Annotated in this window: 25 protein-coding genes; 13 read left to right on the top strand and 12 right to left on the bottom strand. The window is 67.8% G+C overall.

Annotated features, from left to right (window positions below):
- Positions 1 to 8 precede the first annotated feature (8 nt).
- Genes ACODTJ_RS22980 through ACODTJ_RS22965 form a run of 4 tightly spaced genes read left to right on the top strand, consistent with a single transcriptional unit; the run spans position 9 to position 2,639 of the window.
- Positions 9 to 740 carry an alanyl-tRNA editing protein gene (locus tag ACODTJ_RS22980; RefSeq protein ID WP_488850158.1) on the top strand — a complete coding sequence of 244 codons (732 nt, stop codon included), beginning with the start codon at positions 9 to 11 and terminating at the stop codon, positions 738 to 740.
- A 33-nt stretch (positions 741 to 773) separates the two neighbouring features.
- Entirely contained in the window at positions 774 to 1,631 is an 858-nt protein-coding gene (gene sseA / locus ACODTJ_RS22975; protein ID WP_454657009.1) for a 3-mercaptopyruvate sulfurtransferase, read from the top strand.
- Positions 1,632 to 1,665: 34 nt separating this feature from the next.
- A complete protein-coding gene (locus tag ACODTJ_RS22970) occupies positions 1,666 to 2,187 on the top strand; it encodes a cupin domain-containing protein (RefSeq protein WP_454657010.1) in 522 nt (173 codons plus the stop codon).
- A 14-nt stretch (positions 2,188 to 2,201) separates the two neighbouring features.
- Entirely contained in the window at positions 2,202 to 2,639 is a 438-nt protein-coding gene (locus tag ACODTJ_RS22965) for a GNAT family N-acetyltransferase (RefSeq protein WP_454657011.1), read from the top strand.
- Between the two features lie 13 nt (positions 2,640 to 2,652).
- Here the strand turns inward: ACODTJ_RS22965 and tsaA are convergent, their stop codons facing one another.
- Both tsaA and ACODTJ_RS22955 read right to left on the bottom strand, forming a co-directional pair.
- Positions 2,653 to 3,144 carry a tRNA (N6-threonylcarbamoyladenosine(37)-N6)-methyltransferase TrmO gene (gene tsaA, locus ACODTJ_RS22960; protein ID WP_454657012.1) on the bottom strand — a complete coding sequence of 164 codons (492 nt, stop codon included), beginning with the start codon at positions 3,142 to 3,144 and terminating at the stop codon, positions 2,653 to 2,655.
- A gap of 13 nt (positions 3,145 to 3,157) precedes the next feature.
- Positions 3,158 to 3,364 (bottom strand): TOBE domain-containing protein, encoded by a 207-nt coding sequence (locus tag ACODTJ_RS22955; RefSeq protein ID WP_454657013.1) that lies wholly within the window; start codon positions 3,362 to 3,364, stop codon positions 3,158 to 3,160.
- 117 nt (positions 3,365 to 3,481) lie between these two features.
- On the opposite strand from ACODTJ_RS22955, the gene modA reads away from it, so the two are divergent.
- The 7 genes from modA to ACODTJ_RS22920 all read left to right on the top strand — a co-directional run bounded on the left by modA (position 3,482) and on the right by ACODTJ_RS22920 (position 11,578).
- A complete protein-coding gene (modA, locus tag ACODTJ_RS22950) occupies positions 3,482 to 4,285 on the top strand; it encodes a molybdate ABC transporter substrate-binding protein (RefSeq protein WP_454657014.1) in 804 nt (267 codons plus the stop codon).
- Positions 4,286 to 4,295: 10 nt separating this feature from the next.
- Positions 4,296 to 5,000 carry a molybdate ABC transporter permease subunit gene (modB, locus tag ACODTJ_RS22945; protein ID WP_454657015.1) on the top strand — a complete coding sequence of 235 codons (705 nt, stop codon included), beginning with the start codon at positions 4,296 to 4,298 and terminating at the stop codon, positions 4,998 to 5,000.
- Positions 4,997 to 6,091, top strand: coding sequence for a molybdenum ABC transporter ATP-binding protein (gene modC / locus ACODTJ_RS22940; protein ID WP_454657016.1), 1,095 nt, complete (start codon positions 4,997 to 4,999; stop codon positions 6,089 to 6,091). The genes modB and modC overlap by 4 nt, the downstream gene beginning before the upstream one ends.
- A 102-nt stretch (positions 6,092 to 6,193) precedes the next feature.
- Complete coding sequence (locus tag ACODTJ_RS22935) at positions 6,194 to 8,698, top strand: heavy metal translocating P-type ATPase (protein WP_488850153.1); 2,505 nt, start codon at positions 6,194 to 6,196, stop codon at positions 8,696 to 8,698.
- Position 8,699: 1 nt separating this feature from the next.
- Positions 8,700 to 9,110, top strand: a complete 411-nt coding sequence (cueR, locus tag ACODTJ_RS22930) for a Cu(I)-responsive transcriptional regulator (protein ID WP_454657018.1) — start codon at positions 8,700 to 8,702, stop codon at positions 9,108 to 9,110.
- Positions 9,111 to 9,276: 166 nt separating this feature from the next.
- The gene (locus tag ACODTJ_RS22925) at positions 9,277 to 10,695 is read left to right on the top strand and encodes a M20 family metallopeptidase (RefSeq protein ID WP_454657019.1); all 1,419 of its coding nucleotides are present in this window, start codon (positions 9,277 to 9,279) and stop codon (positions 10,693 to 10,695) included.
- Between the two features lie 325 nt (positions 10,696 to 11,020).
- Positions 11,021 to 11,578, top strand: coding sequence for a MarR family winged helix-turn-helix transcriptional regulator (locus tag ACODTJ_RS22920; protein ID WP_454657020.1), 558 nt, complete (start codon positions 11,021 to 11,023; stop codon positions 11,576 to 11,578).
- Here the strand turns inward: ACODTJ_RS22920 and ACODTJ_RS22915 are convergent.
- From ACODTJ_RS22915 to ACODTJ_RS22870, 10 genes are all read right to left on the bottom strand, one after another.
- On the bottom strand, positions 11,535 to 12,245 hold the full coding sequence (locus tag ACODTJ_RS22915) for an ABC transporter ATP-binding protein (protein ID WP_454657021.1): 711 nt from the start codon (positions 12,243 to 12,245) through the stop codon (positions 11,535 to 11,537). The two genes, ACODTJ_RS22920 and ACODTJ_RS22915, sit on opposite strands and share 44 nt — an antisense overlap.
- Entirely contained in the window at positions 12,245 to 13,006 is a 762-nt protein-coding gene (locus tag ACODTJ_RS22910; protein WP_454657022.1) for an ABC transporter ATP-binding protein, read from the bottom strand. Before ACODTJ_RS22910 ends, ACODTJ_RS22915 begins: the two co-directional genes overlap by 1 nt.
- 8 nt (positions 13,007 to 13,014) lie before the next feature.
- The gene (locus ACODTJ_RS22905) at positions 13,015 to 14,883 is read right to left on the bottom strand and encodes an ABC transporter permease (RefSeq protein WP_454657023.1); all 1,869 of its coding nucleotides are present in this window, start codon (positions 14,881 to 14,883) and stop codon (positions 13,015 to 13,017) included.
- Between the two features lie 308 nt (positions 14,884 to 15,191).
- The gene (locus tag ACODTJ_RS22900; RefSeq protein WP_454657024.1) at positions 15,192 to 16,397 is read right to left on the bottom strand and encodes an ABC transporter substrate-binding protein; all 1,206 of its coding nucleotides are present in this window, start codon (positions 16,395 to 16,397) and stop codon (positions 15,192 to 15,194) included.
- A gap of 391 nt (positions 16,398 to 16,788) precedes the next feature.
- Positions 16,789 to 17,037 carry a hypothetical protein gene (locus tag ACODTJ_RS22895; protein ID WP_454657025.1) on the bottom strand — a complete coding sequence of 83 codons (249 nt, stop codon included), beginning with the start codon at positions 17,035 to 17,037 and terminating at the stop codon, positions 16,789 to 16,791.
- 281 nt (positions 17,038 to 17,318) lie between these two features.
- Complete coding sequence (locus tag ACODTJ_RS22890; RefSeq protein ID WP_454657026.1) at positions 17,319 to 18,182, bottom strand: energy transducer TonB family protein; 864 nt, start codon at positions 18,180 to 18,182, stop codon at positions 17,319 to 17,321.
- Entirely contained in the window at positions 18,179 to 18,628 is a 450-nt protein-coding gene (gene exbD / locus ACODTJ_RS22885; RefSeq protein WP_454657027.1) for a TonB system transport protein ExbD, read from the bottom strand. The genes ACODTJ_RS22890 and exbD overlap by 4 nt, the downstream gene beginning before the upstream one ends.
- 3 nt (positions 18,629 to 18,631) lie before the next feature.
- On the bottom strand, positions 18,632 to 19,663 hold the full coding sequence (exbB, locus tag ACODTJ_RS22880; protein WP_454657028.1) for a tonB-system energizer ExbB: 1,032 nt from the start codon (positions 19,661 to 19,663) through the stop codon (positions 18,632 to 18,634).
- Between the two features lie 309 nt (positions 19,664 to 19,972).
- Complete coding sequence (locus ACODTJ_RS22875) at positions 19,973 to 20,323, bottom strand: winged helix-turn-helix domain-containing protein (protein ID WP_454657029.1); 351 nt, start codon at positions 20,321 to 20,323, stop codon at positions 19,973 to 19,975.
- A 7-nt stretch (positions 20,324 to 20,330) separates the two neighbouring features.
- Positions 20,331 to 20,849 (bottom strand): GAF domain-containing protein, encoded by a 519-nt coding sequence (locus ACODTJ_RS22870; protein WP_454657030.1) that lies wholly within the window; start codon positions 20,847 to 20,849, stop codon positions 20,331 to 20,333.
- Positions 20,850 to 21,209: 360 nt separating this feature from the next.
- Between ACODTJ_RS22870 and ACODTJ_RS22865 the strand changes: the two genes are divergently transcribed.
- Together ACODTJ_RS22865 and ACODTJ_RS22860 are read left to right on the top strand one after the other, a co-directional pair.
- Positions 21,210 to 21,635: an NUDIX hydrolase gene (locus ACODTJ_RS22865; RefSeq protein WP_454657031.1), complete on the top strand. Its 426-nt coding sequence runs from the start codon at positions 21,210 to 21,212 to the stop codon at positions 21,633 to 21,635.
- Positions 21,632 to 22,423 (top strand): class I SAM-dependent methyltransferase, encoded by a 792-nt coding sequence (locus ACODTJ_RS22860; protein WP_454657032.1) that lies wholly within the window; start codon positions 21,632 to 21,634, stop codon positions 22,421 to 22,423. The genes ACODTJ_RS22865 and ACODTJ_RS22860 overlap by 4 nt, the downstream gene beginning before the upstream one ends.
- The last annotated feature ends 407 nt before the right edge of the window (positions 22,424 to 22,830 follow it).

Below are 22,830 nucleotides of genomic sequence, written 5' to 3'. Positions count from 1 at the left end.
GCGCCACCATGAGACACGAGACGATGCCGACCGAACTGCTCTTTCGACAGGATGCCTATCTCAGGGAAACGCCCGCGACGGTCGAAGCCGTGAACGAGCGTGGCGGCATCATCCTCGACCGCACCAATTTCTACGCGACCGGCGGCGGCCAGCCGGGCGATGCCGGCCATCTGCGCCGCGCCGATGGCAGCGAGATCACGATCGCCACCACGATCTACGATCCCGAGGACAAGAGCCGGGTCATCCATGTCCCGGCCGAAGGACAGGCCCTGCCGGCGCCCGGCGAGGCGGTGACGGTCGTGCTCGACTGGGAACGCCGCTTCAAGCGCATGCGCGTTCATACCGCCCTGCATCTGCTCAGCGTCGTGCTCACCTTCCCCGTCACCGGTGGCTCGATCGGCGAGGGCGACGGGCGGCTCGATTTCGACATTCCCGAAGGCGGGCTCGACAAGGCCGAGATCTCCGAGAAGCTGAATGCGCTGGTCGCGCGCAATGCCGACGTCACCGAGCGCTGGATCACCGACGAGGAGCTCGACGCCAATCCGGGCCTGGTCAAGACGATGTCGGTCAAGCCGCCACGCGGCTCGGGCCGCGTCCGGCTCGTCGCCATCGGCGATATCGACCTGCAGCCCTGCGGCGGCACCCATGTCCGCAACACCGCCGAGATCGGCCCGGTCGCGGTCACCGATATCGAGAAGAAGGGCAAGCAGAACCGGCGCGTCCGGATCGCGCTCGCCTGAGAACACCAAAGCTGATGCCCAGAGGACACGCCTATGGCCCGTGAAGACGTCTTCGTTTCGACCGAATGGCTGGCTGAGCGCCTGAACGCGCCGGATGTCATCGTCGTCGATGCCTCCTGGTACCTGCCGGCCCATGGCCGCGATCCGCATGCCGAATTCGCCGAGCGGCGCATTCCCGGCGCGGTGCATTTCGATATCGACGCGGTCAAGGACACCACATCCAACCTGCCGCATATGTTGCCGCGGCCGGATGCCTTCGCGGCAGCTGTCGGCGCCATGGGCATCGGCGACGGCATGCGCATCTTGGTCTATGACGGGCTCGGCCTGTTCTCGGCGCCGCGCGTGCGCTGGACCTTCCGCACCTTCGGCGCCAAGGACGTCGTCATCCTCGACGGCGGCTTCCCGAAATGGGAGCGCGAGGGCCGGCCGATCGAGCACGGCCCGCCGCGTGCCCGCGCCGCCCGCAGCTTCACCGCCCGTCTCGACCATTCAGCCGTCGCCAACGCCGACGATGTCGCGAAAGCGCTCTCCGCCGGCAATGCCCAGGTGGTCGACGCGCGCCCGGCCGACCGCTTCCGCGGCGAGGCGGCCGAGCCGCGCCCCGGCGTGCGCTCCGGCCATATGCCCGGCGCCCTCAACGTGCCGGCGACCGCGCTCATCGCCGATGGCAGCCTGAAGGATTCGGCCGCCATCGCCGCCGCCTTCGCTGATGCCGGCGCCGATCTCGACCGGCCCTTGATCACGAGCTGCGGTTCCGGCGTCACCGCCGCGATCCTCGCAACGGCGCTGGAGACAATCGGCAAGCCGGCCCGCGCGCTCTATGACGGTTCCTGGTCCGAATGGGGCGCGAGCGACCGGCCGGTCGCGACGGGGTCGGCGAAGAAGGGCTGAGACAGTCTGCGCCTGCGCAAGCGAGGAGGACGACATGAGTCACGATCATTCTCACGATCACGACCATCCGCACGATCACAGCCATGATGGCGAACCGCGCTGGAAGCATGACGGCGTGCGCGTCATCTCCGGCGACAAGCTCGACCCCAACACGGCGCAGACGCCCGGCATGTTCCGGCAGGCGGCGATCAACCATGCCCGCGTCGGCGCCCAGAAGATCTGGGCCGGCACGGTCGCGATCGAGCCCAACGCCAAGACCGGCGTGCACCATCACGGCGAGCTCGAAAGCGTGATCTATGTGGTGAGCGGCAAGGCGCGGATGCGCTGGGGCGAGCGGTTGGAATTCGTCGCCGAGGCCGGCCCGGGCGATTTCATCTATGTGCCGCCTTTCGTGCCGCATCAGGAGATCAACGCCGATCCCGACAACCCGCTGCAATGCGTGCTGGTGCGCTCCGACAACGAGGCGGTGGTGGTCAACATCACCGATGTCGACCCGGTCGAGAAGCCGGAAGAGGTCTACTGGGTCGATCCGATCCACAAGCACCCGCACGGGTGAAGAGGGACGCCATCTTGCCTGTCGAACTGCGTGAGATCACCGCGGCGACGGTCCGGACCATCTGCGGGCTCGAGGTCACGGAGGAGCAGCGCGAGAATGTCGCGCCGGTCGCGATCTCGATCGCGCAGGCGCATTTCGAGCCGCGTGCGACCTTCCGGGCGATCTATGCCGGGGACGAGCCCGTCGGCTTCATCCTCTGGCGCGATGACGACAAGCCGGGCAGCGCCTATCTCTGGCGCTTCATGATCGATCGCCGGCATCAGGGGAAAGGCTATGGCCGCGCAGTTCTGGAGCAGCTCTTCGCCATGCTGAAAGCGCAAGGCGTTACCACGCTCAGCGCCAGCGTCGTCCGTGGCGAGCACAGCCCGTTGGGGTTCTACCTGTCGATCGGCTTCATCGAGGCCAACGAAGTCACGAGCACCGGCGAATGGCTGATCCTGAAGAGCCTTTAGGCAGGCCGGCCGCCTAGCCCGTCTCGAAATCGCCGGGCTGCGGCGGGGCGATCGGCGTGAACAGCGTCCGGTCCGGCTTGATGTCGAGGAGCGGCGTCTCGTCGAGGCAATCGAGCCCGCGCACCAGCAGCACCCGCCCCTCCCGCGCCACCAGCGTCGCGATCGAGGTGCCGATCGGGTTGGGTCGGACCGGCGTGCGCAGCGCGAAGGTGCCGTGCGTCTCGCCGTTATTGGCCGGGCTCTGGCGCACGAGATCGCGACGCGACTGGTGCAGCCAGTAGAGCACCTCCAGCCGCTCGAAGCGCTCGATGCCCTCCAGTGCCTCGTCCCAGGGCGGGAAGAGTTCGATGCGGCAGATCGGGCCGTCCGCCCTGCCCTGGCGCGGACAGGTGAGCCGCGAAGTCCAGGGCGTGCGGATCGTGCCGATGAAGACGAGGCCGGCATCGGTCGCCTGCGGCGGCGCGACAGCGACCTCCTTCTCGCGAATCTCGTTCTCGCGGACCATGTGGGCGAGCCCGTCAGTCGATCGCGATCATCACATCGGACGCCTTCACCACGGCGTAGGCCTCCTTGCCGACGGCGAGGCCGAGATCGTCCACCGCCGCATTGGTGATCGAGGAGGTGACGATCGCGCCGCCGATATCGATGCGGACATGGGCTGTCGTCGCGCCCTTGGTGATCTCGACGATCTTGCCCTTGAGCTGGTTGCGGGCGCTGATCTTCATGGCTCGTCCTCTCCTTGCGACAACGCGACCGCCGCCGCGCCTTGACTTGGGTCGGGGGGCGCGGCAACCATCGTTATATCCGACGATATACAACGAGAAATTCTTGCGAGGAACAACATGTTGAAGCGCCGCACCCTGCTGGGCATGGGCCTGGCCCTTGTCGTGAGCCTTGCTCCCACCTTCGAAGCCGCGCAGGCGCAGACGAAGGACCTCGTCATCTTCGCCGCCGCCAGCATGAAGAACGCGCTGGACGAGGCTGCCGCCAACTGGGTCAAGGAAAGTGGCAAGCCGGCGCCGAAAATCTCCTATGCCGCCAGCAACACGCTGGCGAAGCAGCTCGAGAACGGAGCCCCGGCCGATCTCTTCGTCTCGGCCGATCTGGACTGGATGGACTATGCCGCGAGCAAGAACCTGATCAAGCCGGATACCCGCGTCAGCCTGCTCGCCAACCGCATCGTGCTGGTCGCCGGCAAGGATTCGACCGCCAAGCTCGACCTCAAGCCCGGTGCCGATGTCGCGGGTGCCGTTGGCGCAGGCCGGCTCGCCATGGGCAATGTCGATTCCGTCCCGGCCGGCAAGTACGGCAAGGCCGCGCTGGAGAAGCTCGGCGCCTGGGACAAGGTGAAGGACAAGATCGCGCAGGCCGACAATGTCCGCGCCGCTTTGCTGCTGGTCTCGCGCGGCGAGGCCCCGCTCGGCATCGTCTACGCGACTGACGCCGCCGCCGACCGCCAAGTCAAGGTCGTCGCGACCTTCCCCGAGGATTCGCATCCCCCGATCGTCTACCCGGTCGCCGTCACCAAGGATTCGGCCAATCCCGACGCGCAGGCCTTCCTGACCTATCTGCGTAGCGCCGCCGCCCGGCCCGTCTTCGAGAAGCAGGGCTTCACGGTCCTCAACAAGGCTGCCAGTTCTTCGTGATCGCCGCCTCGTGACCGACTGGCTTACGCTATCTCCTGAAGAGTGGACGGCGGTGAGGCTCAGCCTCATCGTCGCGACGACCGCCATGCTCGCGAGCCTCCCCTTGGGGCTCGCGGTTGGCTTGCTGCTGGCGCGGGGGCGCTTCTGGGGCAAGTCCCTGCTCGACGCGATCGTCCATATGCCCTTGATCCTGCCGCCGGTGGTGACGGGCTACCTGCTGCTCGTCGGCTTCGGCCGGCGCGGGCCGATCGGCGAATTTCTTTATGACTGGTTCGGGATCGTGCTGTCCTTCCGCTGGACTGGCGCAGCGCTCGCCTGTGCCGTGATGGGCTTTCCGCTGATGGTCCGTGCCATCCGCCTTTCGATCGAGGCCGTCGACCGCAAGCTCGAATCCGCTGCCGGCACATTGGGCGCGAGCCCGATCTGGGTCTTCCTCGTCGTCACCTTGCCGCTTTGCCTGCCCGGCATCATCGCCGGCATGATCCTGTGCTTCGCCAAGGCGATGGGCGAATTCGGCGCGACCATCACCTTCGTCTCCAACATCCCCGGCGAGACGCAGACCTTGCCCACTGCGATCTACACCTTCACCCAGGTTCCCGGCGGCGATGCCGGCGCGATGCGATTGACGCTGATCTCGATCGCGATCTCGGTCGCGGCGCTCTTTCTGTCCGAACTGATGGCCCGCATCGTCGGGCGCCGGATCAACGTCGAATGACAGATGTCCTCGACATTGCCGTCCGCCACAGGCTCGGAGACTTCACGCTCGATTCGAGCTTCACCTCCGACGGGCGCCTGACCGCCCTGTTCGGCAGCTCGGGCTCGGGCAAGACCTCGCTGGTCAATGTCATCGGCGGGCTGATCCGCCCCGATTCCGGCCATGTCCGCGTCGATGGCGAGACGCTGGTCGATACCGAGCGCGGCATCTTCCTGCCGAAGCATCGCCGCCGTATCGGCTATGTCTTCCAGGAGGCGCGGCTGTTTCCGCATCTCACCGTGCGGCAGAACCTGCTCTTCGGGCACTGGTTCGTGCCGCGCGCCCAGCGCAAGCCGGCCGAACTCGACAAGGTGCTGGAGCTGCTGGGGATCGGCCATCTGCTGCACCGGAGACCGGGCGGCCTTTCCGGCGGCGAGAAGCAGCGCGTCGCCATCGGCCGCGCGCTGCTGGCGCAGCCGCGCCTCTTGCTGATGGACGAGCCGCTTGCCGCGCTCGACGACGCCCGCAAGGCCGAGATCCTGCCGCATATCGAGCGCCTGCGCGACGAGGCCGGCATCCCGATCGTCTATGTCTCGCATGCGCTGGCCGAGGTCGCACGCCTCGCCACCACCGTCGCCATGGTCGAGAACGGGCGCGTCGCGGCCTGCGGGCCGACGGCCGATATCCTCTCCCGCCCCGATCTGGCGGCACGGCCGGGCGCGCCGGAGGCGAGCACGCTGCTCTCCGCCGAGGTCGCCGGCTTCGAGGAGGCTTTCGGACTGGCACGGCTGAAGACGCCGGCCGGGCCATTGACGATCGCGCGCGCCGCGCTGCGGCAGGGCCAGCGCATCAAGATCCGCATCCTGGCGAGCGACGTGATGCTCAGCCTCGGTCAACCGGCCGGGATCAGCGCGCTCAACGTGTTGCCGGGCACGGTCTCCGAGATCGGCGAGCGCAGCGGCGCCGGCGGCAGTACCGTGCACCTGCTCATCGCTTGCGGCGAGGCGAAGCTGGCGGCGCGCCTGACGGCGAAATCCCTCGCCCTGCTCGGGCTGGCACCCGGCAAGCCGGTCCATGCGGTGATCAAGAGCGTCTCCGTCGAGATGCCTTGAAGCGGGCGCCGCACGACCTTCTCAAAAAGTCATGCAATCAACCTTGACCTTCCCATAATGGGAAACCTTATATCGCCTGTCATCACCATGAAGGAGACGGCGATGACGGTCATCGACAGGAGCAGGAACGACCTCGAAACCCTTGATCTGGGCGTCGAGGGCATGACCTGCGCGAGCTGCGTCGCCCATGTCGAGCGCGCCATCGCGGCGGTGCCGGGCGTGGATGCGGTCTCGGTCAATCTCGCGACCGAACGGGCGCATGTCACCTTCGCCAAGGGCGACACCGATCTCGGCCAGATCGAGGCGGCGGTTCGCCAGAGCGGCTACACCCCGGTCGAGAGCACGATCGAATTGTCGATCTCGGGCATGACCTGCGCCTCCTGCGTCGGCCATGTCGAGAAGGCCCTGCGCGCCGTGCCGGGCGTGGTCGAGGCGACCGTCAATCTCGCGACCGAGCGCGCCAGCGTGAAGACGCTCGCCGGCGACGACATCATCTCGGTCCTGGTGAAGGCCGTGGCCGGCGCCGGCTATGAGGCGAGCCCCATCGTCGCAGCCGATGGCGATGCCGACACGCGCCGGCAAGCTGCCAAGGACGAGGAACAGGGCAAGCTGCTGCGCTCGGTCATCCTCGCCGGTTTGCTGACGCTGCCGCTGCTCGTCATCGAGATGGGCAGCCATATGGTCCCCTCTCTGCACCACTGGCTTGCCGGGACCTTCGGCGAGGGAAACGTGCGCGTCTTCTCCTTCGCGCTGGCGACCATCGTCCAGTTCGGGCCGGGCCTCGTCTTCCTGCGCAAGGGATTCCCGGCCCTGCTGCGGCTGGCGCCGGACATGAACTCGTTGGTCATGCTCGGCACCGGCGCGGCCTATCTCTATTCGAGCGTCGCGACCTTCCTGCCGGACCTGATGCCGGCCGGTACTGACGGCACCTATTTCGAATCGGGCGCGGTGATCGTGACGCTGATCCTGCTCGGGCGCTGGTTCGAGACCCGCGCCAAGGGCCGGACCGGCGCCGCCATCCGCAGCCTGATCGCGCTCCAGCCCAAGACCGCCCGCGTGCTGCGCGACGGCGCCGAGAGCGATATTGCCGTCGACAGCGTGCGCCCCGGCGACGTCGTCATCCTCAGGCCGGGCGAGCGCGTCCCGGTCGATGGCGAGGTCACGGACGGCTCTTCCTTCGTCGATGAATCGATGATCACCGGCGAGCCCGCCCCCGTCCGCAAGGAGGCCGGCAGCACCGTCACCGGCGGCACCGTCAACGGCTCCGGCGCGCTGCGTTTCACCGCCCAGAAGGTCGGCTCCGACACACTGCTCGCCCAGATCGTGCGCACCGTTCAGGCCGCACAGGGCGCCAAGCTGCCGATCCAGGCGCTGGTCGACCGCGTCACGCTCTGGTTTGTCCCGGTCGTGATCGGGCTGGCCCTGGTGACCTTCGCGGTCTGGCTCACCTTTGGTCCGAGCCCGGCTCTGTCGCATGCGCTGGTCAATGCCGTCGCGCTGCTGATCATCGCCTGCCCCTGCGCCATGGGCCTGGCCACCCCGACCTCGATCATGGTCGGCACCGGCCGTGGCGCCGAGCTCGGCATCCTGTTCCGCCAGGGCGACGCCTTGCAGGCGCTCAAGGACGTCCAGATCGTCGCGCTCGACAAGACCGGCACGCTGACCAAGGGCAAGCCCGAGCTCACCGATATCGAGCCGGCGAATGGCTTTGCGGCCAACGACGTGCTGCGCCTCGTCGGCTCGGCCGAGAACCGCTCCGAGCATCCGCTGGCGCTGGCGCTGGTCGCAGCCGCCAAGGCGCGGAACCTCACCCTCGCCGAGCCGGCCGATTTCACCAGCGATCCGGGCCGCGGCGTCACCGCGATGGTCGAGGGCCGCAAGGTCGCGATCGGCGGTCACCGGCTGATGGAAGACGCCGGTCTCGACATTGCGCCCTTCGCTGCCCGCGCCAAGGCGCTGGCCGAAGCCGGCAAGACGCCGCTCTATGCCTCGATCGACGGCCGGATCGCCGCTGTGATCGCCGTCGCCGACGCGGTGAAGGAGACCACGCCCGCGGCCATCGCCGCCCTGCACAAGCTCGGCCTCAAGGTCGCGATGGTGACCGGCGACGACCGGCGCACGGCGGAAGCGGTCGCGCGCGGCCTCGGCATCGACGAGGTCTGGGCCGAGGTGCTGCCGACCGACAAGGCCGAGGTGGTGAAGCGCATGCAGAGCCGTGGCGCCAAGGTCGCCTTCGTCGGCGACGGCATCAACGACGCCCCTGCCCTCGCTCAGGCCGATGTCGGCATCGCCATCGGCACCGGCACCGATATCGCGATCGAGAGCGCCGATGTCGTGCTGATGTCCGGCGACGTCATGGGCGTGCCCCGTGCGATCGCGCTGTCGCAGGCGGTGATTTCCAACATCCGCCAGAATCTCGCCTGGGCCTTCGGCTACAACGCCCTGCTGATCCCGGTCGCGGCCGGCGTGCTCTATCCGGCCTTCGGCATCCTGCTCTCGCCGGTCTTCGCCGGGCTCGCCATGGCGCTGTCGAGCGTCAGCGTCGTCAGCAATGCACTGCGGCTGAAGCGTTTTCAGGTTCCGGCTTCGCACGGACAGGAGGTCTGAGATGAATATCGGCGAAGCCGCAACCCGCTCCGGCGTCAGTGCCAAGATGATCCGCTATTACGAGAGCATCGGCCTGATCACCGCGCCGGCCCGCACCGCGGCGCAATACCGGGTCTATGCCGATGACGACGTACATACGCTGCGCTTCGTGCGCCGCTCGCGCGATCTCGGCTTCTCGCTGGAGGAGACGCGCGAATTGCTGGCGCTCTGGCGCGACAAGAGCCGGGCCAGCGCCGATGTGAAGAACCTCGCCATGGCGCATGTGCGCGAGCTCGAGGAAAAGGCGGCCGAACTCAAGGCCATGGCCGACACGCTCCGGCATCTGGCGACGCATTGCCATGGCGACCACCGGCCGGATTGCCCGATTCTCGCGGATTTCGCCGCCACCACGCCGACGCAAGGCAAAGCCTGAGACGCTGCTCCGCCATGCGCTGAATGTCTGGACGGAGCGGTGCGACATTGCTCATATGCGCCTGCCCACCAGAGGCGGGTCCGGCCCGGCCACATAGGCCCCGTCGGGGAATCCGTCTCTCAACAAAAGACGGGGAACGCCCACGCGTTCTCCAGGCGGAACGACAATGGACAATCGAAACGATCTCTGGCGGCATGTCGATGCGAACAAGGAGCGGCTGATCGCACTCTCAGACCGGGTCTGGGGCATGCCGGAGGTGTGCTACACCGAGAAGCGCTCTGTCGCCGAGCATATCGCCGAATTGAAGCACCAGGGCTTCAAGATCACCGAGAATGTCGCTGATATCCCGACCGCCGTGATCGGCGAGGCCGGTGAAGGCGGCCCGGTCATCGCCTTCCTTGGCGAATACGACGCCCTGCCCGGCCTCTCGCAGGAAGCCGGCGCCTCCGAGCACAAGGAAATCGAGGCTGGCGGCCATGGCCATGGCTGCGGCCATAACCTGCTCGGCTCGGCCGCGATGCTCGCAGCCGTGGCGATGAAGGAATGGCTCGCCGAGAACAAGATTCCTGGCCGCGTGCGCTATTACGGCTGCCCGGCAGAGGAAGGCGGCGCCGCCAAGGCCTTCATGGTCCGCGCCGGCGCCTTCGACGATGCCGATGTCGCGATCTCATGGCACCCGTCGAGCTTCTGGGAGGTCGCTCCGGCGCTGGCGCTGGCCAATACCCGCGCCGATTTCGTCTTCACCGGCCGCGCCTCGCATGCCGCCGCTGCGCCCCATCTCGGCCGCTCGGCGCTCGATGCCGTCGAGCTGATGAATGTCGGCGTCAACTACATGCGCGAGCATATGCCGTCCGACGCCCGCGTCCATTACGCGCTGCTCGACACCGGCGGCATCGCGCCGAACGTCGTTCAGGCCCATGCCCGCGTGCGCTACTCGATCCGCGCCCGTGATCTTCGCGGCATGCTGGAGCTCGTCCAGCGCGTGAAGAAGATCGCCGAAGGCGCGGCCCTGATGACGGAAACCAAGATGGAGATGCGCATCGTCAGCGCCGTTTCCGATCTTGTCGCCAACACGCCGCTCGAAGAGGCCCTGTACAAGGTGATGGCCGAACTCGGCGCGCCGCATTTCGACGATGCCGACAAGGCCTATGCCGAGAAGATCCGCGGCACGCTCTCGCCGCAGGAGATCGCCTCGATCTGGCGCACCATCGGCATGCCGGATACCGGCGCGCCGCTCGCCGACTTCCTCGTGCCGCGCGATGCCAAGCGCAACCCGGCGATCGGCTCGACCGATATCGGCGACGTGAGCTGGGCGGTGCCGACCGTGCAGGCCCATGCGCCGACGGTTGCGATGGGCACGCCGTTCCACACCTGGCAGGTCGTGGCGCAGGGCAAGTCCCCCGCCGCGCACAAGGCGATGGTCCATGTCGCCAAGGCGATGGCCGCGACCGGCGCCGCCGTGCTGAGCGATCCCGCCCTGATGGCCGCCGCCAAGGCCGACCACAAGGCCCGTCTCGGCAAGGAAGGCTACACCTCGCCGCTGCCCCCCGAAGTGAAGCCGCCGCTGACCATGTCGCTGGGCTGATAGCTCCGGAACCATGTCGTCATTCCGGGGCGGTCCGCAGGACCGAGCCCGGAACCCATGAACACGACGCTTGCCGTCATGGTCGGGCTTGTCCCGACCATCCACGTCTTTCTTCATCGGGAGCGGTGTTCAAGACGTGGATGCTCGCCACAGGGGCGAGCATGACGAACTGAAGCAAGGCTGTGTTCATGGATTCCGGGCTCATCGCTACGCGATGCCCCGGAATGACGGCGTGTTATCCTCGCTTGGCCGATTGAACGAACACATATGATCCGGGAGAATAGGCCTCTGCCGTCAGCCGGCAGAATCGCCAGCCGGAGCCAGCATGGATCGCGCAGAGGAATCGGAAGACGGGCTCGGCCGGCATCACCGCACGGCCAGCGGCCAGGCCGATTCCACCGTTCCCGAGCCGGTCGATCTCGCCGGCTACGTGCTGGACGAGCAGTTCGGCTTCCTGCTGCGGCAGATGCAGCAGCGCTATGTCGCGATGTTCCTGGCAATGATGGGCGAAGACGGGCCGACGCCGCCGCAATTCGCGGTTCTGTGCCGGCTCGCCGTCGACGGCCGCATCTCCCAGAACCAGCTTGGCCGCATGACGGCGATGGACCCGGCCACGATCCGAGGCGTGGTGACGCGGCTGGCCGAGCGCGGGCTGGTCGAGCGGCTGCACGATCCCGACGACAAGCGCCGTGTGCTGGTGCAGCTCGGCCAGCGCGGCCGCGAGCTGCTGCCTGAATATGTCGAGCGCGCCAAGGCGATCACCATCGCGGCGCTGGATCCGATGACCGAACGTGAAGTCGAGCCACTGCTCGACGTGATGCGGCGGCTGCTCTCGGGCTTCAGACCGCCAGATACTGGCTCCGCGCCGCCTCGTCGGCCTTGAGCGCCGCCATCGTATCGTCGAAGCGGATCAGCCCCTTCTCGATGATCACGGCGCGGTCGGCGATGCTGCCGGCGAAATGCAGGTTCTGCTCCGAGAGCAGCACGGAAAGCCCCTCGCCTTTCAGTACGCGAATCGTCTGCGCCATCGCCTCGACGATGACCGGCGCGAGTCCCTCGGAGGGCTCGTCGAGCAGCAGCAGGCGCGGATTGCCCATCAGCGTGCGGGCGATGGTCAGCATCTGCTGCTCGCCGCCGGACATGGCCCCGCCCGGCCGGTCGCGCATGCGGCCGAGATTGGGGAAAAGGTCGAACAGCCGCTCCGGCGTCCAGTGCGGCGCGCCCTTGCGGGGCGGCTGACGGCCGACCTCGAGGTTCTCCATAACGGTCAGGTCGGAGAAGATGCGCCGATCCTCCGGGACATAGCCGACGCCGAGCCGGGCGATGGCGAAGGGCTCGCGACCGGCGATCTCCTTGCCCTCGAAGCGGATCGAGCCTTGCGGCTCAGGCACCAGTCCCATCACCGTCTTCATCGTCGTCGACTTGCCGGCGCCGTTGCGGCCCATCAACGCGACGACTTCGCCAGCCCCAACCGAGAAGCCGACGCCGTGCAGGATCTTGGCGCGGCCATACCAGGCCTCGACATCAGCGAGTTCGAGGAGTGCCGCCATCAATGCCCTCCTGAGGTCGCGCCGGAGCCGAGATAGACCGCGCGCACCTGCGGGTCGTTGCGGACCTCCGCACTGGTCCCGGAGGCGATCAGGCGGCCGCGATCGAGCACCAGCACGCGGTCGGCATGGGCGAAGACGACATCCATGTCGTGCTCCGTGAACAGCACGGCGATGCCGCGATGCCGCGCGATGCGGGCGGTCAATGCCATCAGGGCGATGCGCTCCTGCGGCGCCATGCCGGCGGTCGGCTCGTCCATCAGCAGCAGCTTGGGCGCATTGGCGAGCGCAACGGCAAGCTCGACGCGCTTCAGGTCGCCATAGGCGAGCACGCCGCAGGCACGCCCCGCCTGCTGGGCCATCCCGACCTGAGCGAGCAATGCATCCGCCGCCTCGCGGTGGCGCGCATCGGCACGGCCGAACAGGCGCCAGCCCTCGCCTTCATGCGAGATCAACGCCATCTGGACGTTCTCGCGCACGGTCATCGAGGCGAAGGTCGCGGTGATCTGGAAGGTCCGGCCGACGCCGAGCCGCCAGATTTTGCGCGGTTCGAGCCCGGTGATCGGCCGGCCCACCAGCAGCACCTCGCCGCGATCGGGCTTGAGCTGCCCGTTCAGCATGTTGAAGCAGGTCGTCTTGCCGGCGCCGTTGGGGCCGATCAGCGCGACCAGCTTGCCGGCCTCGACCGAGAAGGACACGCCGTCGACCGCCTTCACGCCGCCGAAGGACCGGGCGAGGTCGCGGGCTTCGAGCACGGTAGGCATGGGCGCGCTCATGCCGTTGCCGTCGCTTGCGCGGCGCTCTCGCGCCGGGCGCGCCAGAACAGCCAGGTGCCGACGAGCCCGCGCGGGAACAGCACGACCAGCAGCACGATCGAGAGCCCGAGGCCGAAGCGCCAATAGGCTGTCAGCTTCATCAATTGCTCGTTGAGGCCCATATAGGCGAAGGCGCCGACGACCGGCCCGGCGACCGTCTGCACGCCGCCGAGCAGCACCATCAGAAGCGCATCGACCGAGCGCGGGATCGCCATATAGGTCGGGAAGACCGAACCTTTCGAGAAGGCGAAGAGCCCGCCGGCAATGCCGGCCGCAATCGCCGCGATGACGAAGGCCGCCCATTGCAGGCGCCCGACATCGAGCCCGATCGCCTCGGCCCGCAAGGCGCTGTCGCGGCCGGCACGCAAGGCGTAGCCGAAGGGCGCGAAGATGATGATGCGCAGGGCCACGATCACGAGCACGGCAATCGCGAGCGCGAGGTAATAGAACACCGTCTTGGGCACCGCCCAGGCCGAAGGCCAGACTCCGAGGATGCCGTTGTCACCGCCTGTCAGATCGACCCATTGGAAGGCCGTCGCCCAGGCGATCTGCGCGAAGGCCAGCGTCAGCATGGCGAGATAAACGCCCGAGAGCCGCACGCAGAACCAGCCGAAGATCGCGCCCGCGATGCCGGCCATGAGAGGCGCCAGCATCAGCGCCTCCTCCATCGGGCTGCCCAGCCATTTCACCGCCAGCGCCGCGCCATAGGCGCCGAGGCCGAAATAGGCGGCATGGCCGAAGGAGGTGATGCCGCCCGGCCCCATCAGCAGATGCAGCGAGGCGGCGAAGACCGCGAAGATCACGAGATCGGTCAGGGTCAGGACGATATGATCAGGCACGACGAGCGGCGCGAGGACCAGCAGGCTGAGCGCGACCGCTCCGAACAGCTTCGCCGCGCCATCGGCCGGGCGCAGCAGGAAGAGCTGGCCGGCATGGCCGCGCGGCTCGCTGGCCGCCTTGCCGAGCAGGCCATGCGGCCGGACGATCAGGACCGCCGCCATCACCAGGAAGACGAGGACCAGCGTGATCTTGGGCAGGATCAGGATGCCGAAGGCGTGGAGCACGCCGATCAGCACGGCGGCGAGATAGGCCCCCGTCACGCTGCCGAGCCCGCCGACGACCACGACGACGAAGGCCTCGGCGATCATCGAGAGGTCCATGTGGAGGTTGATCGCCTCGCGCGGGAGCTGGAGCGCTCCGCCGAGCCCCGCCAGCGCGGCACCAAAGGCGAAGACCGAGGTGAAGAGCAGGCGCTGGTTGACGCCGAGCGCGCTCACCATCTCGCGGTCTTGCGTCGCGGCGCGGATCAGCACGCCCCAGCGCGTCCGGTGGAACAAGAGCCAGATCAGGCCGAGCACGACCGGCCCGACCGCGATCAGGAAGAGCTCGTAGCTCGGGAAGCGATTGTCGAACAGGACGACGAAGCTGCGGAAGCCCGGCGCGCGCGGGCCGAGCTTGTCCTCCGGCCCCCAGGTCGCCAGCGCGATATCCTGCAGCATCAGTACGACGCCGAAGGTCGCGAGCAGCTGGAACAGCTCCGGCGCCTGATAGATCCGCCTGAGGATCAGGACCTCGACGAGCACGCCGGCGAGGCCGGTGAGCAGCACGGCAATGATCACGCCGCCCCAGAAGCCGAACGGATCGGCCGGGCCGAGCCAGGTCACCAGCGTGAAGGCCAGATAGCCGCCCAGCATGTAGAGCGAGCCATGGGCGAAGTTCACGATGCGCGTGACGCCGAAGATGATCGACAGTCCGCACGCCACCAGGAACAGCGACGACGCCGAGGCCAGGCCGTTCAGGGTCTGGGTGAGGACGAGATCAAGCATGTCGTCTCGGGTGGGCGATGGGCTTCGTGAACGGTCGGAACATATCGAGGTTCGGCGTCGCTGGCGCTTTTTGGAGCCACGCCGTCACTCCGGGGCTTCGCGTCAGCGAAGAGCCCGGAACCCATGAACACGACGCTGCTCCAGTCGTCATGCTCGCCCCTGTGGCGAGCATCCACGTCTTGAACACGGCCTTCGACCAGCAAAGACGTGGATGGTCGGGACAAGCCCGACCATGACGGGAAGCGTCGTGTTCATGGGTACCGGGCTCAGGCCTGCGGCCTGCCCCGGAATGACGGCGCGGCTTCTCCTCAAACCGCCGGCCGCAGCTTGCGGACCTCATCGTCGCTCGGGAGATACTTGGCGCCGTCGCGATAGCTCCAGTCGACCATCACGCCCTTGCCGTTCTTCAGCGCGCTCTTGCCGACATAGGCGCCGAGCGTCGACTGGTGATCGATCTTGCGGAATTCGATCGGGCCGAAGGCCGAGCCGAATTTCAGCCCCTCGAAGGCGTCGACGAGCTTCTCGTTGTCGGTCGATCCGGCCTTGGCCAGCGCGGCGGCGATGGCCTGCACCGTCTCGTAGCCCACGACCGAGCCGAGCCGCGGATAGTCGTTGTACTTCGCCTTGTAGGCGTCGCGGAACTTGATGTGCTCCGGCGTCTGCAAGTCGGCATGCGGATAGCCGGTGATGATCCAGCCTTCCGGCGTCTCGGCACCGAGCGTGTCGAGATATTCCGGCTCGCCGGTCAGCATCGAGACGACCTGGCGCCCCTCGAACAGGCCGCGCGTATTGCCGGCGCGGACGAAATTGGCGAGGTCGACCGCGAAGGTGACGTTGAAGATCGCGTCGGGCTTGGCCGCCTCCAGCGCCTGGACGGTCGCGCCGGCATCGATGCGGCCGAGCGCCGGGAATTGCTCGGCAACGAAGGTCACGTCGGGGCGCGCCTTCAGCAGCAACTCCTTGAACCATTTCACCGCCGACTGGCCGTATTCGTAGTTCGGCGCGACGATCGCCCATTTCTTGGCCGGGAGCTTCGCCGCTTCCTCGACGAGCATCGCCGCCTGCATGTAGGTCGAAGGCCGCAGGCGGAAGGTGTAGCGGTTGCCCTTCGACCAGACGAGCGCGTCCGCCAGGGGCTCGGAGGCGACATAGAGCCGCTTGTTCTGGTTGGCGTAGTCGGCGAGCGCGAGGCCGACATTGGAGAGGAAGCCGCCGGCGATGATGTCGACCTTCTCGGCGGTCGCGAGATCGGCGGCGTGGCGCACCGCGTCCTCGGGCTTGCCGGCATCGTCGCGGAACACGGTCTCGAGCTTGCGGCCAAGCACGCCGCCGGCCGCGTTGATCTGCTCCTGCGCCAGTTCCCAGGCCTGCCGATAGGGTTTCAGGAAGGCCGGCTGGGCGGTATAGGAGTTGATCTCGCCGATGCGGATCGGCCCCGCGCCCTGGGCGCGCACCAGCTGGGGAACGCCGAGGGCAAGCGTGCCCGCGACGAAACTGCGACGATCGATCTTCATCGGATGGGTCCTTCGCCTCGCTGCGGCTGCAATCCGCAGCGATACCGCTCGCACCGGGCTTGGGAGAGCGATTTTCATATGTATACATATGAATGGACAGATTCCGGCGCTTGTCAATCTGCCTTTCTTGCAATGCAGCGCATCGGCAATCGATGGGCAAAGGCTCGCGCCGGCACTGAGAGAAGTCAGCCAGTCGCCTGATTTCAATAGGAAATTCTGCCGCCCAAAAATAAGTCAGCGATGCTGTCCTTTTGGCCTTGCGGGTGTGGCGCAGGCTCCCTATTTAGATTGCAGCGCAGCAGAGATGTTGCGTCGCCCTCCTTGGGCGTTTCCTCCCTAGACTTGGGCTGCGCTTCCCGCGCGGCCCTTTTTTCTTGCCGGGAGTTCGCCGCTACCAGCGCCGGCCATAGCCCCAGGGGCCGCCGAAGGAGGCGTCGAAACGGTCGAAGCGGTAGCGCCGCTCCGCCGCGCGATCGAGATCGAGCTGCAGCAGGCAGTTCGAGAAGCCTTCGCTTGGCGCGCGGAAGCCGAACGAGCGGCAGCGCTGCTCGTCCATGGCGCGATATTCGGCCTCGGTGGTGACGCAGCCGCTCAATGCGAGGGCCAGCATCGCGCCGGCTGCAAGCCTGATGATCGTCATCGCGCTTCTCCTCTCGCTCATGCCCGTCTGCGCATGGACGGCTTGGCAGTTCCCGCGCTTAGCCGAGCGGGATGGACATTGGGACATCGTGGGGCAGAACCGCCTGATTGTCATTCCGGGGCTTCGCGCAGCGAAGAACCCGGAACCCACGACCGGGCGAGCGGCTTATAGCGCGATACAGGATGCTCCACCCAGTCGTGGGTTCCGGGTTCGCGCCTGCGGCGCGCCCCGGAATGACAAAGGTGCAGCTCGAAGCCGGCGTGATCAAGGATCGAGAACCGCTAGCGCGAGAACCGGATCGGCACAGCCAGCGAGATCGCACCGCCGCCAAGCCCGTCCGGCGGGGCCGGCACGGGGCTGGCACGGCGGATCATCGAGACAGCCTCCTCGTCCAGCGCCGCGTCGCCCGAGCCGCGGACGAGCCGGGCCGAGAGCACGCGGCCGCCGCGATCGATGCTGAAGGCGATCTGGACCGTGCCGGGGCTGGCGCCGCCCGGGAAGCGCTTGAAGCGGTTGAGATGCGCCATCAGCGTGCCGCGCCAGCTCGCGGTTGCGGCCGGAGACGGCGAGGAGGCTCCCGAATTGGGAGCGGCAGCGCGCGGCGCAACCTGGTCCTGCGCCACCGGCGCGGAGGTCTGTTCGGCTTTCGGCTTGTCCGGCCGGATCGGCTTCTTTTTCTCGACGATCTTCGGTTTCGGCTTCGGCTTGGGCTTCTCCGGCGGAGGCGGTTTCGGCTGTTCCTTCGGCGGCGGCGTCAGGATCGCTGCCGCATCCGGCAGCGGCGGCAATTCGGGAATCCTGATCTCCGGCTCGGGAATCGCGACGGGCTCCGGTTCCGGGGGCAGCGGCTCGATTTCCTTGGGCTGCTCGACCGGCTCGGGTGGCGGCGGTTCGGGCTCCGGCTGCGCCTCGGCCATCTCGGGGCCCGGCGCGACATCCTGCGGCGGTGCCTCGGGCGCGACCGCCAGCGGCGCAAGCTCGATCATGACGGCGGCCGGCGGCGCGCCCATCGCGGCCTCGGCGCGCTGCCAGTTGGCGATGACCCAGCCGGCCGTGCCATGGGCGCTTGCGACGACGAAGGCCGCGAAGCTCCAGCGCAGGGCCGCCGGCGCGTAGCGGGAGATCGACGGGCGTTCCATGCTCATGGCTTCAGCCCCGCAACAGCCCCCTGCCCGGTATCCTCGAGCCCGACCAGCGCGATCTTGAGATAGCCGGCGTTGCGCAGCAGGTTCATCACGTTCATCAGCTCGCTATAGGCAACGCTGCCATCGGCCCGCAGGAAGACCCGCTGCTCGCGGTCGCGATTCGTCTTCTGGTCGAGCGCCGCCTGCAGGGCCTCGCGCGGCACGGCGTCATTGCCGAGAGCAAGCGAGAGATCGCCCTTCACGGTCAGGAACATCGGCGTGTCCGGCCGCGGCTGCGGCTGTGCGTTCGAGACCGGCAGGTCGACCGCGACATCCACGGTCGAGAGCGGCGCCGCCACCATGAAGATGATCAGCAGGACGAGGATGACGTCGATGAACGGCGTGACATTGATGTCGCTGACCTCGCCGAGGTCGCCGTCCTGCGGGTCCTTGAGGGAAACGCCCATGGTTCACTCCGCCGGCACGAGCGGCGCGGAGGCCGCGCTCGCCGCCGAAGCCGAGGCCGCGCGCGGGGCCGGCGCGACGGCGCGCTGGCGGCGCTCCAGATCGCGGGAGAGATGGCGCAGGATCTCGCCCGAGGCATCGGAGAGCGTGGCTCGGTAACCGGTGATCGCGCGGGCGAAGACGTTGTAGATGATGACGGCGGGGATGGCGGCGACGAGGCCGATCGCGGTCGCCAGCAGCGCCTCGGCGATGCCCGGTGCGACGACGGCGAGATTGGTCGTCTTGGCCTGGCTGATGCCGATGAAGGAATTCATGATGCCCCAGACCGTGCCGAACAGGCCGACGAAGGGCGCGGTCGAACCGATCGTGGCGAGCAGGCCGGTGCCACGCGCCATCGAGCGGCCGGCGCGCGCCTCGATCCGCGAGAGCGCAATGGCGACGCGCTCCTTGATGCCCTCCTGGCCGAGATCGGCGGAGCGGCGCGTCTCGGCGAGCGCCGCCGCGAGCAACTGGCCGACGGCGCCGCGCAGCTTGCCGTTCTTGCCGGCGGCAGCGCCGGCCGCTGCGCTCAGATTGTCGGCCGCCTCGATACGGCGCAGCGCCCGGCCAGCGGAGCGCTTGGCCGCCGCGAGCTCCATCGCCTTGGCGAGCCAGATCGTCCAGGTCACAAGAGAGGCGAAGGCGAGCCCGAGCATCACACCCTTCACGACGATATCGGCCGCCATGAACATGCCCCAGGGCGACAGGTCATGCGGCAAGGCCGCCGTCACCACCGGAGCGGCCACGGGCGCCGCCGGACTGATGATGGGCGTCAGAGGCGGATGGGCGGCGCTTGGCGGGTTGATGCCGAGCTGGGGCAGAGCGGGCGGCAGGGCATTGGTCGGCGCCGTCGGCTGGCTGGAAGCGGCGGGCTGGGCCTGTGCCGGCGAGGCCGTGTCGGCGGGCGCCTGCGGAGCGGGCTGGCCGGGCACCTGAGCCTGGGCCACCACCACGGAGAGGCTCACCGCGACAAGAGCCAGACGGAACGCGCGCATCATCACAAATCAGCCTTCTCTGGAGGAGCACTGCTCCGGCCTTTGCCGGCTCCGCAGCTCTGCCGCCGGACACCAGGGGGCCGGCAGCTTCCTCATTGGAATCATTACAAAAAAAGCTTGCAGCACCGATGCTGCATATGCGATACGCCTGTTCGAATCGTGCGGGCATGTCAAGGACAAGCGGCTCGCCGGCCATCGCTCCGGACGGGTCTTAGCCACGCGAAATCGGGCCTGCCCGCGCTCCCGGACGGCCCTCACATATCCGCTATTCGATGAATGCAGGGCGTCGCCGCCGCGACGTGTATTTGCCCGTTAGCCGCGCTCGGACCGGTCGATCTCGGCCTGCAATGCTGCGAGATGAGTGGCGGCAGCCTCGGTTGCGGCCTGCTCGACCGCGCGGAAGCGCAGGATCAGCGCTTCGCCGAGAGGGGTCAGTTGCGCCCCGCCGCCATTGCGACCGCCGACCTGACGCTCGACCACCGGCTTGCCGAAGAGCACGTTCAGCTCCTCGACCAGCTCCCAGGCGCGCCGGTACGACATCTCCATCGCCCGGCCGGCGGCCGAGATCGAGCCATGCGTCGCGATGTTCTCGAGCAGCGCGATCTTGCCGGGGCCTATCCGGCCCTCGGGATCGAGTTGGATACGCAGGCTCAGCGAGGGCACCGCGGCCTCAGGAGGCTTTGGCGAGGGCCGCTTGCGCGCCTTCGCCGCAGGCGGCGAGCCAGATCGCCGCGATGCGCTCGATGCCGGCCTGGTCGTCGGCATCGAATCGCGCCGGCGACGGGCTATCGAGATCGATGACGCCAATGACGCCGTCACGGCCATGGAGCGGCACCACCAGTTCGGAGCGCGAGGCCGCATCGCAGGCGATATGGCCGGGGAAGGCATGGACGTCCTCGACCAGCATCGAGCGACCTTGCGCCACGGCCGCGCCGCAGACGCCCTTGCCGACGGGAATGCGGACGCAGGCCGGCTTGCCCTGGAACGGACCGAGCACGAGTTCGCCTGAGCGCATGATGTAGAAGCCGGCCCAGTTCAGGTCCGGCATCATCTGGAACAGCAGGGCGGAGGTGTTGGCGGCGTTGGCGATCGGGTCGCTTTCGCCGGCGAGCAGGGCTTCGAGCTGCCCGGCGAGCTCGCGATAGAAGTCCGGCTTGCTGCCGGCGGCGATGCTGCGTGCCTCGAACATGATCCTGACGCCTCGCTTGCGGTCGCTCTCGAAATCCAGCGCCGGTTCCTACCACCATCCTCCCGCCCGCGCCATCGAAGAGGCCGTATGCGGGCAGTTGCCGGAACGATCTCGAGCGATCTCGCTCTTGTCATTCCGGGGCTTCGCATCGCGAAGAACCCGGAACCCACGGCTGGGTGTGCCCCTGTCGTCGGGTGTAGGAAGCCCCACCCAGTCGTGGGTTCCGGGTTCGCGCCTGTGGCGCGCCCCGGAATGACAAGGGCGTGGTTCGCCCTTTGCGATCAACCGAGCCCAGCCCCCTTCCCCGCCCCCGGCGGATCGTGCCAATCCTCCCCGGCGCCAGTCTGAAAGGAATCGGTCTTGAGCGAGGGTCTCCAGCGAATTCGCATCGCAGCCGCCCTGCTGACTGATGCGCGCGGGCGCCTGCTCCTCGTCCGCAAGCGCGGCACCGCCTGGTTCATGCAGCCGGGCGGCAAGATCGAGCCCGGCGAACAGCCCTTCGACGCGCTTGCCCGTGAACTCCGGGAAGAACTGGGGCTTGCCGCCTCGCCCGAGGCCGCGCGCCATTGCGGGCGCTTCACGGCACCGGCGGCCAACGAGCCGGGTTTCATCGTCGAGGCCGAGCTTTTCGCCCTGCCTCTCGATGGCGAGGCTCAGCCCGCGGCGGAAATCGCCGAGATCGCCTGGCTCGAACCCGGCACGCCCTCCGCGCTTCCGCTCGCCCCGCTGACGCGTGATCACGCCTTGCCGCTCTGGCGCTCCCTGCTGACGGAGACATCCCGATGAACGACATGACTTCGACCCCGCGCCGGAGGGATGGCAGCGCCGGCGATGCCGATTACGGCCGCATCGGGCAGGGCTATGCGTCCTATCGCCAGCCAGAGCCCGCCATCGCCGTCCTGATCGAGGCCGCGCTCGGCCCGGCCCGGCGCATCCTCAATGTCGGCGCCGGTGCCGGCTCCTATGAGCCGCGCGGCCGCGACATGACGGCCGTCGAGCCCTCGGCCTCGATGCGGGCGCAGCGCCCGGCCGATATCGTCGCTGCGATCGACGCGAAGGCCGAGGCCCTGCCCTTTCCCGACGGCCATTTCGACGCGAGCATGGCGACCTTCACCGTGCATCAATGGGCGGACCTCGATGCAGGCCTGCGCGAGATGCGCCGGGTGACTCGCGGGCCGGTCGCGATCCTCTCCTGCGATCCCGAGCTGGTGCAGGCCTTCTGGCTCAACCACTACGCGCCGGAGGTATTGGCGACCGAGGCGCGGCGCTATCCCTCGCTCGGCCATATCGGCACGGTGCTGGGCGGCGAGGTCGAGATCGTCGCGGTGCCGATCCCGCTCGGCTGCCGCGATGGCTTCAACGAGGCCTATTACGGCCGGCCTGAGCTTTTCCTCGATCCGGGCGCGCGCTCGGCCTGCTCGGCCTGGAGCTTCGTCGACGAGGCGCAGAACGCCGTTTCGATCGAGAAGCTGCGCCAGGATCTGGAATGCGGCGCCTGGAACGATCGCTACGGCTTCCTGCGCAACCAGCCGAGTTTCGACGGCTCGCTCAGGCTCGTCATCGCACGGCCCTGACTTGGAGATTTTGCGCTGAACCACGCCGTCATCCCGGGCTTGACCCGGGGAACCATCGATGGGCGCCATAGCTCTACGATGGATCCCGGATCGGCGCCGCTTCGCGGCTTGTCCGGGATGACGGCGTGCTTTCATGAGAAACGGCCACTCTCCGAGCCAATAGCAGAAGGGCCGGCTCTGCCCCGAGAACCGGCCCTTCAAAATCACTGGCTGAACTCGTCATCCCGGACGCAGCGAAGCGGCGATCCGGGATCCATTCCTGAGTCTTGTTCGGAAGCGTTCCGGCATGGATCCCGGGTCAAGCCCGGGATGACGGTGCGTTTCCGAGAAAAATCCCCAAACCCTAGAAATTTAGAGATGGATAAGAATTGCCACTGAGAGATGTAAATCCCTGAGAGTAAATTGTT

The organism is Allobosea sp. FG18, from assembly GCF_057809495.1.
Note: the sequence above shows the minus strand (reverse complement) of the source record. Positions and strands in the feature narration are given on the sequence as shown.

What these genes read in the sequence shown, in the direction of transcription:
- ACODTJ_RS22980 (WP_488850158.1), top strand. Translation starts at nt 9, where the DNA reads ATGAGACACGAGACGATGCCGACCGAACTGCTCTTTCGACAGGATGCC.
- sseA (WP_454657009.1), top strand. Translation starts at nt 774, where the DNA reads ATGGCCCGTGAAGACGTCTTCGTTTCGACCGAATGGCTGGCTGAGCGC.
- ACODTJ_RS22970 (WP_454657010.1), top strand. Translation starts at nt 1,666, where the DNA reads ATGAGTCACGATCATTCTCACGATCACGACCATCCGCACGATCACAGC.
- tsaA (WP_454657012.1), bottom strand. Translation starts at nt 3,144, where the DNA reads ATGGTCCGCGAGAACGAGATTCGCGAGAAGGAGGTCGCTGTCGCGCCG.
- ACODTJ_RS22955 (WP_454657013.1), bottom strand. Translation starts at nt 3,364, where the DNA reads ATGAAGATCAGCGCCCGCAACCAGCTCAAGGGCAAGATCGTCGAGATC.
- modA (WP_454657014.1), top strand. Translation starts at nt 3,482, where the DNA reads ATGTTGAAGCGCCGCACCCTGCTGGGCATGGGCCTGGCCCTTGTCGTG.
- modC (WP_454657016.1), top strand. Translation starts at nt 4,997, where the DNA reads ATGACAGATGTCCTCGACATTGCCGTCCGCCACAGGCTCGGAGACTTC.
- ACODTJ_RS22935 (WP_488850153.1), top strand. Translation starts at nt 6,194, where the DNA reads ATGACGGTCATCGACAGGAGCAGGAACGACCTCGAAACCCTTGATCTG.
- cueR (WP_454657018.1), top strand. Translation starts at nt 8,700, where the DNA reads ATGAATATCGGCGAAGCCGCAACCCGCTCCGGCGTCAGTGCCAAGATG.
- ACODTJ_RS22925 (WP_454657019.1), top strand. Translation starts at nt 9,277, where the DNA reads ATGGACAATCGAAACGATCTCTGGCGGCATGTCGATGCGAACAAGGAG.
- ACODTJ_RS22920 (WP_454657020.1), top strand. Translation starts at nt 11,021, where the DNA reads ATGGATCGCGCAGAGGAATCGGAAGACGGGCTCGGCCGGCATCACCGC.
- ACODTJ_RS22915 (WP_454657021.1), bottom strand. Translation starts at nt 12,245, where the DNA reads ATGGCGGCACTCCTCGAACTCGCTGATGTCGAGGCCTGGTATGGCCGC.
- ACODTJ_RS22910 (WP_454657022.1), bottom strand. Translation starts at nt 13,006, where the DNA reads ATGCCTACCGTGCTCGAAGCCCGCGACCTCGCCCGGTCCTTCGGCGGC.
- ACODTJ_RS22905 (WP_454657023.1), bottom strand. Translation starts at nt 14,883, where the DNA reads ATGCTTGATCTCGTCCTCACCCAGACCCTGAACGGCCTGGCCTCGGCG.
- ACODTJ_RS22900 (WP_454657024.1), bottom strand. Translation starts at nt 16,397, where the DNA reads ATGAAGATCGATCGTCGCAGTTTCGTCGCGGGCACGCTTGCCCTCGGC.
- ACODTJ_RS22895 (WP_454657025.1), bottom strand. Translation starts at nt 17,037, where the DNA reads ATGACGATCATCAGGCTTGCAGCCGGCGCGATGCTGGCCCTCGCATTG.
- ACODTJ_RS22890 (WP_454657026.1), bottom strand. Translation starts at nt 18,182, where the DNA reads ATGAGCATGGAACGCCCGTCGATCTCCCGCTACGCGCCGGCGGCCCTG.
- exbD (WP_454657027.1), bottom strand. Translation starts at nt 18,628, where the DNA reads ATGGGCGTTTCCCTCAAGGACCCGCAGGACGGCGACCTCGGCGAGGTC.
- exbB (WP_454657028.1), bottom strand. Translation starts at nt 19,663, where the DNA reads ATGATGCGCGCGTTCCGTCTGGCTCTTGTCGCGGTGAGCCTCTCCGTG.
- ACODTJ_RS22870 (WP_454657030.1), bottom strand. Translation starts at nt 20,849, where the DNA reads ATGTTCGAGGCACGCAGCATCGCCGCCGGCAGCAAGCCGGACTTCTAT.
- ACODTJ_RS22860 (WP_454657032.1), top strand. Translation starts at nt 21,632, where the DNA reads ATGAACGACATGACTTCGACCCCGCGCCGGAGGGATGGCAGCGCCGGC.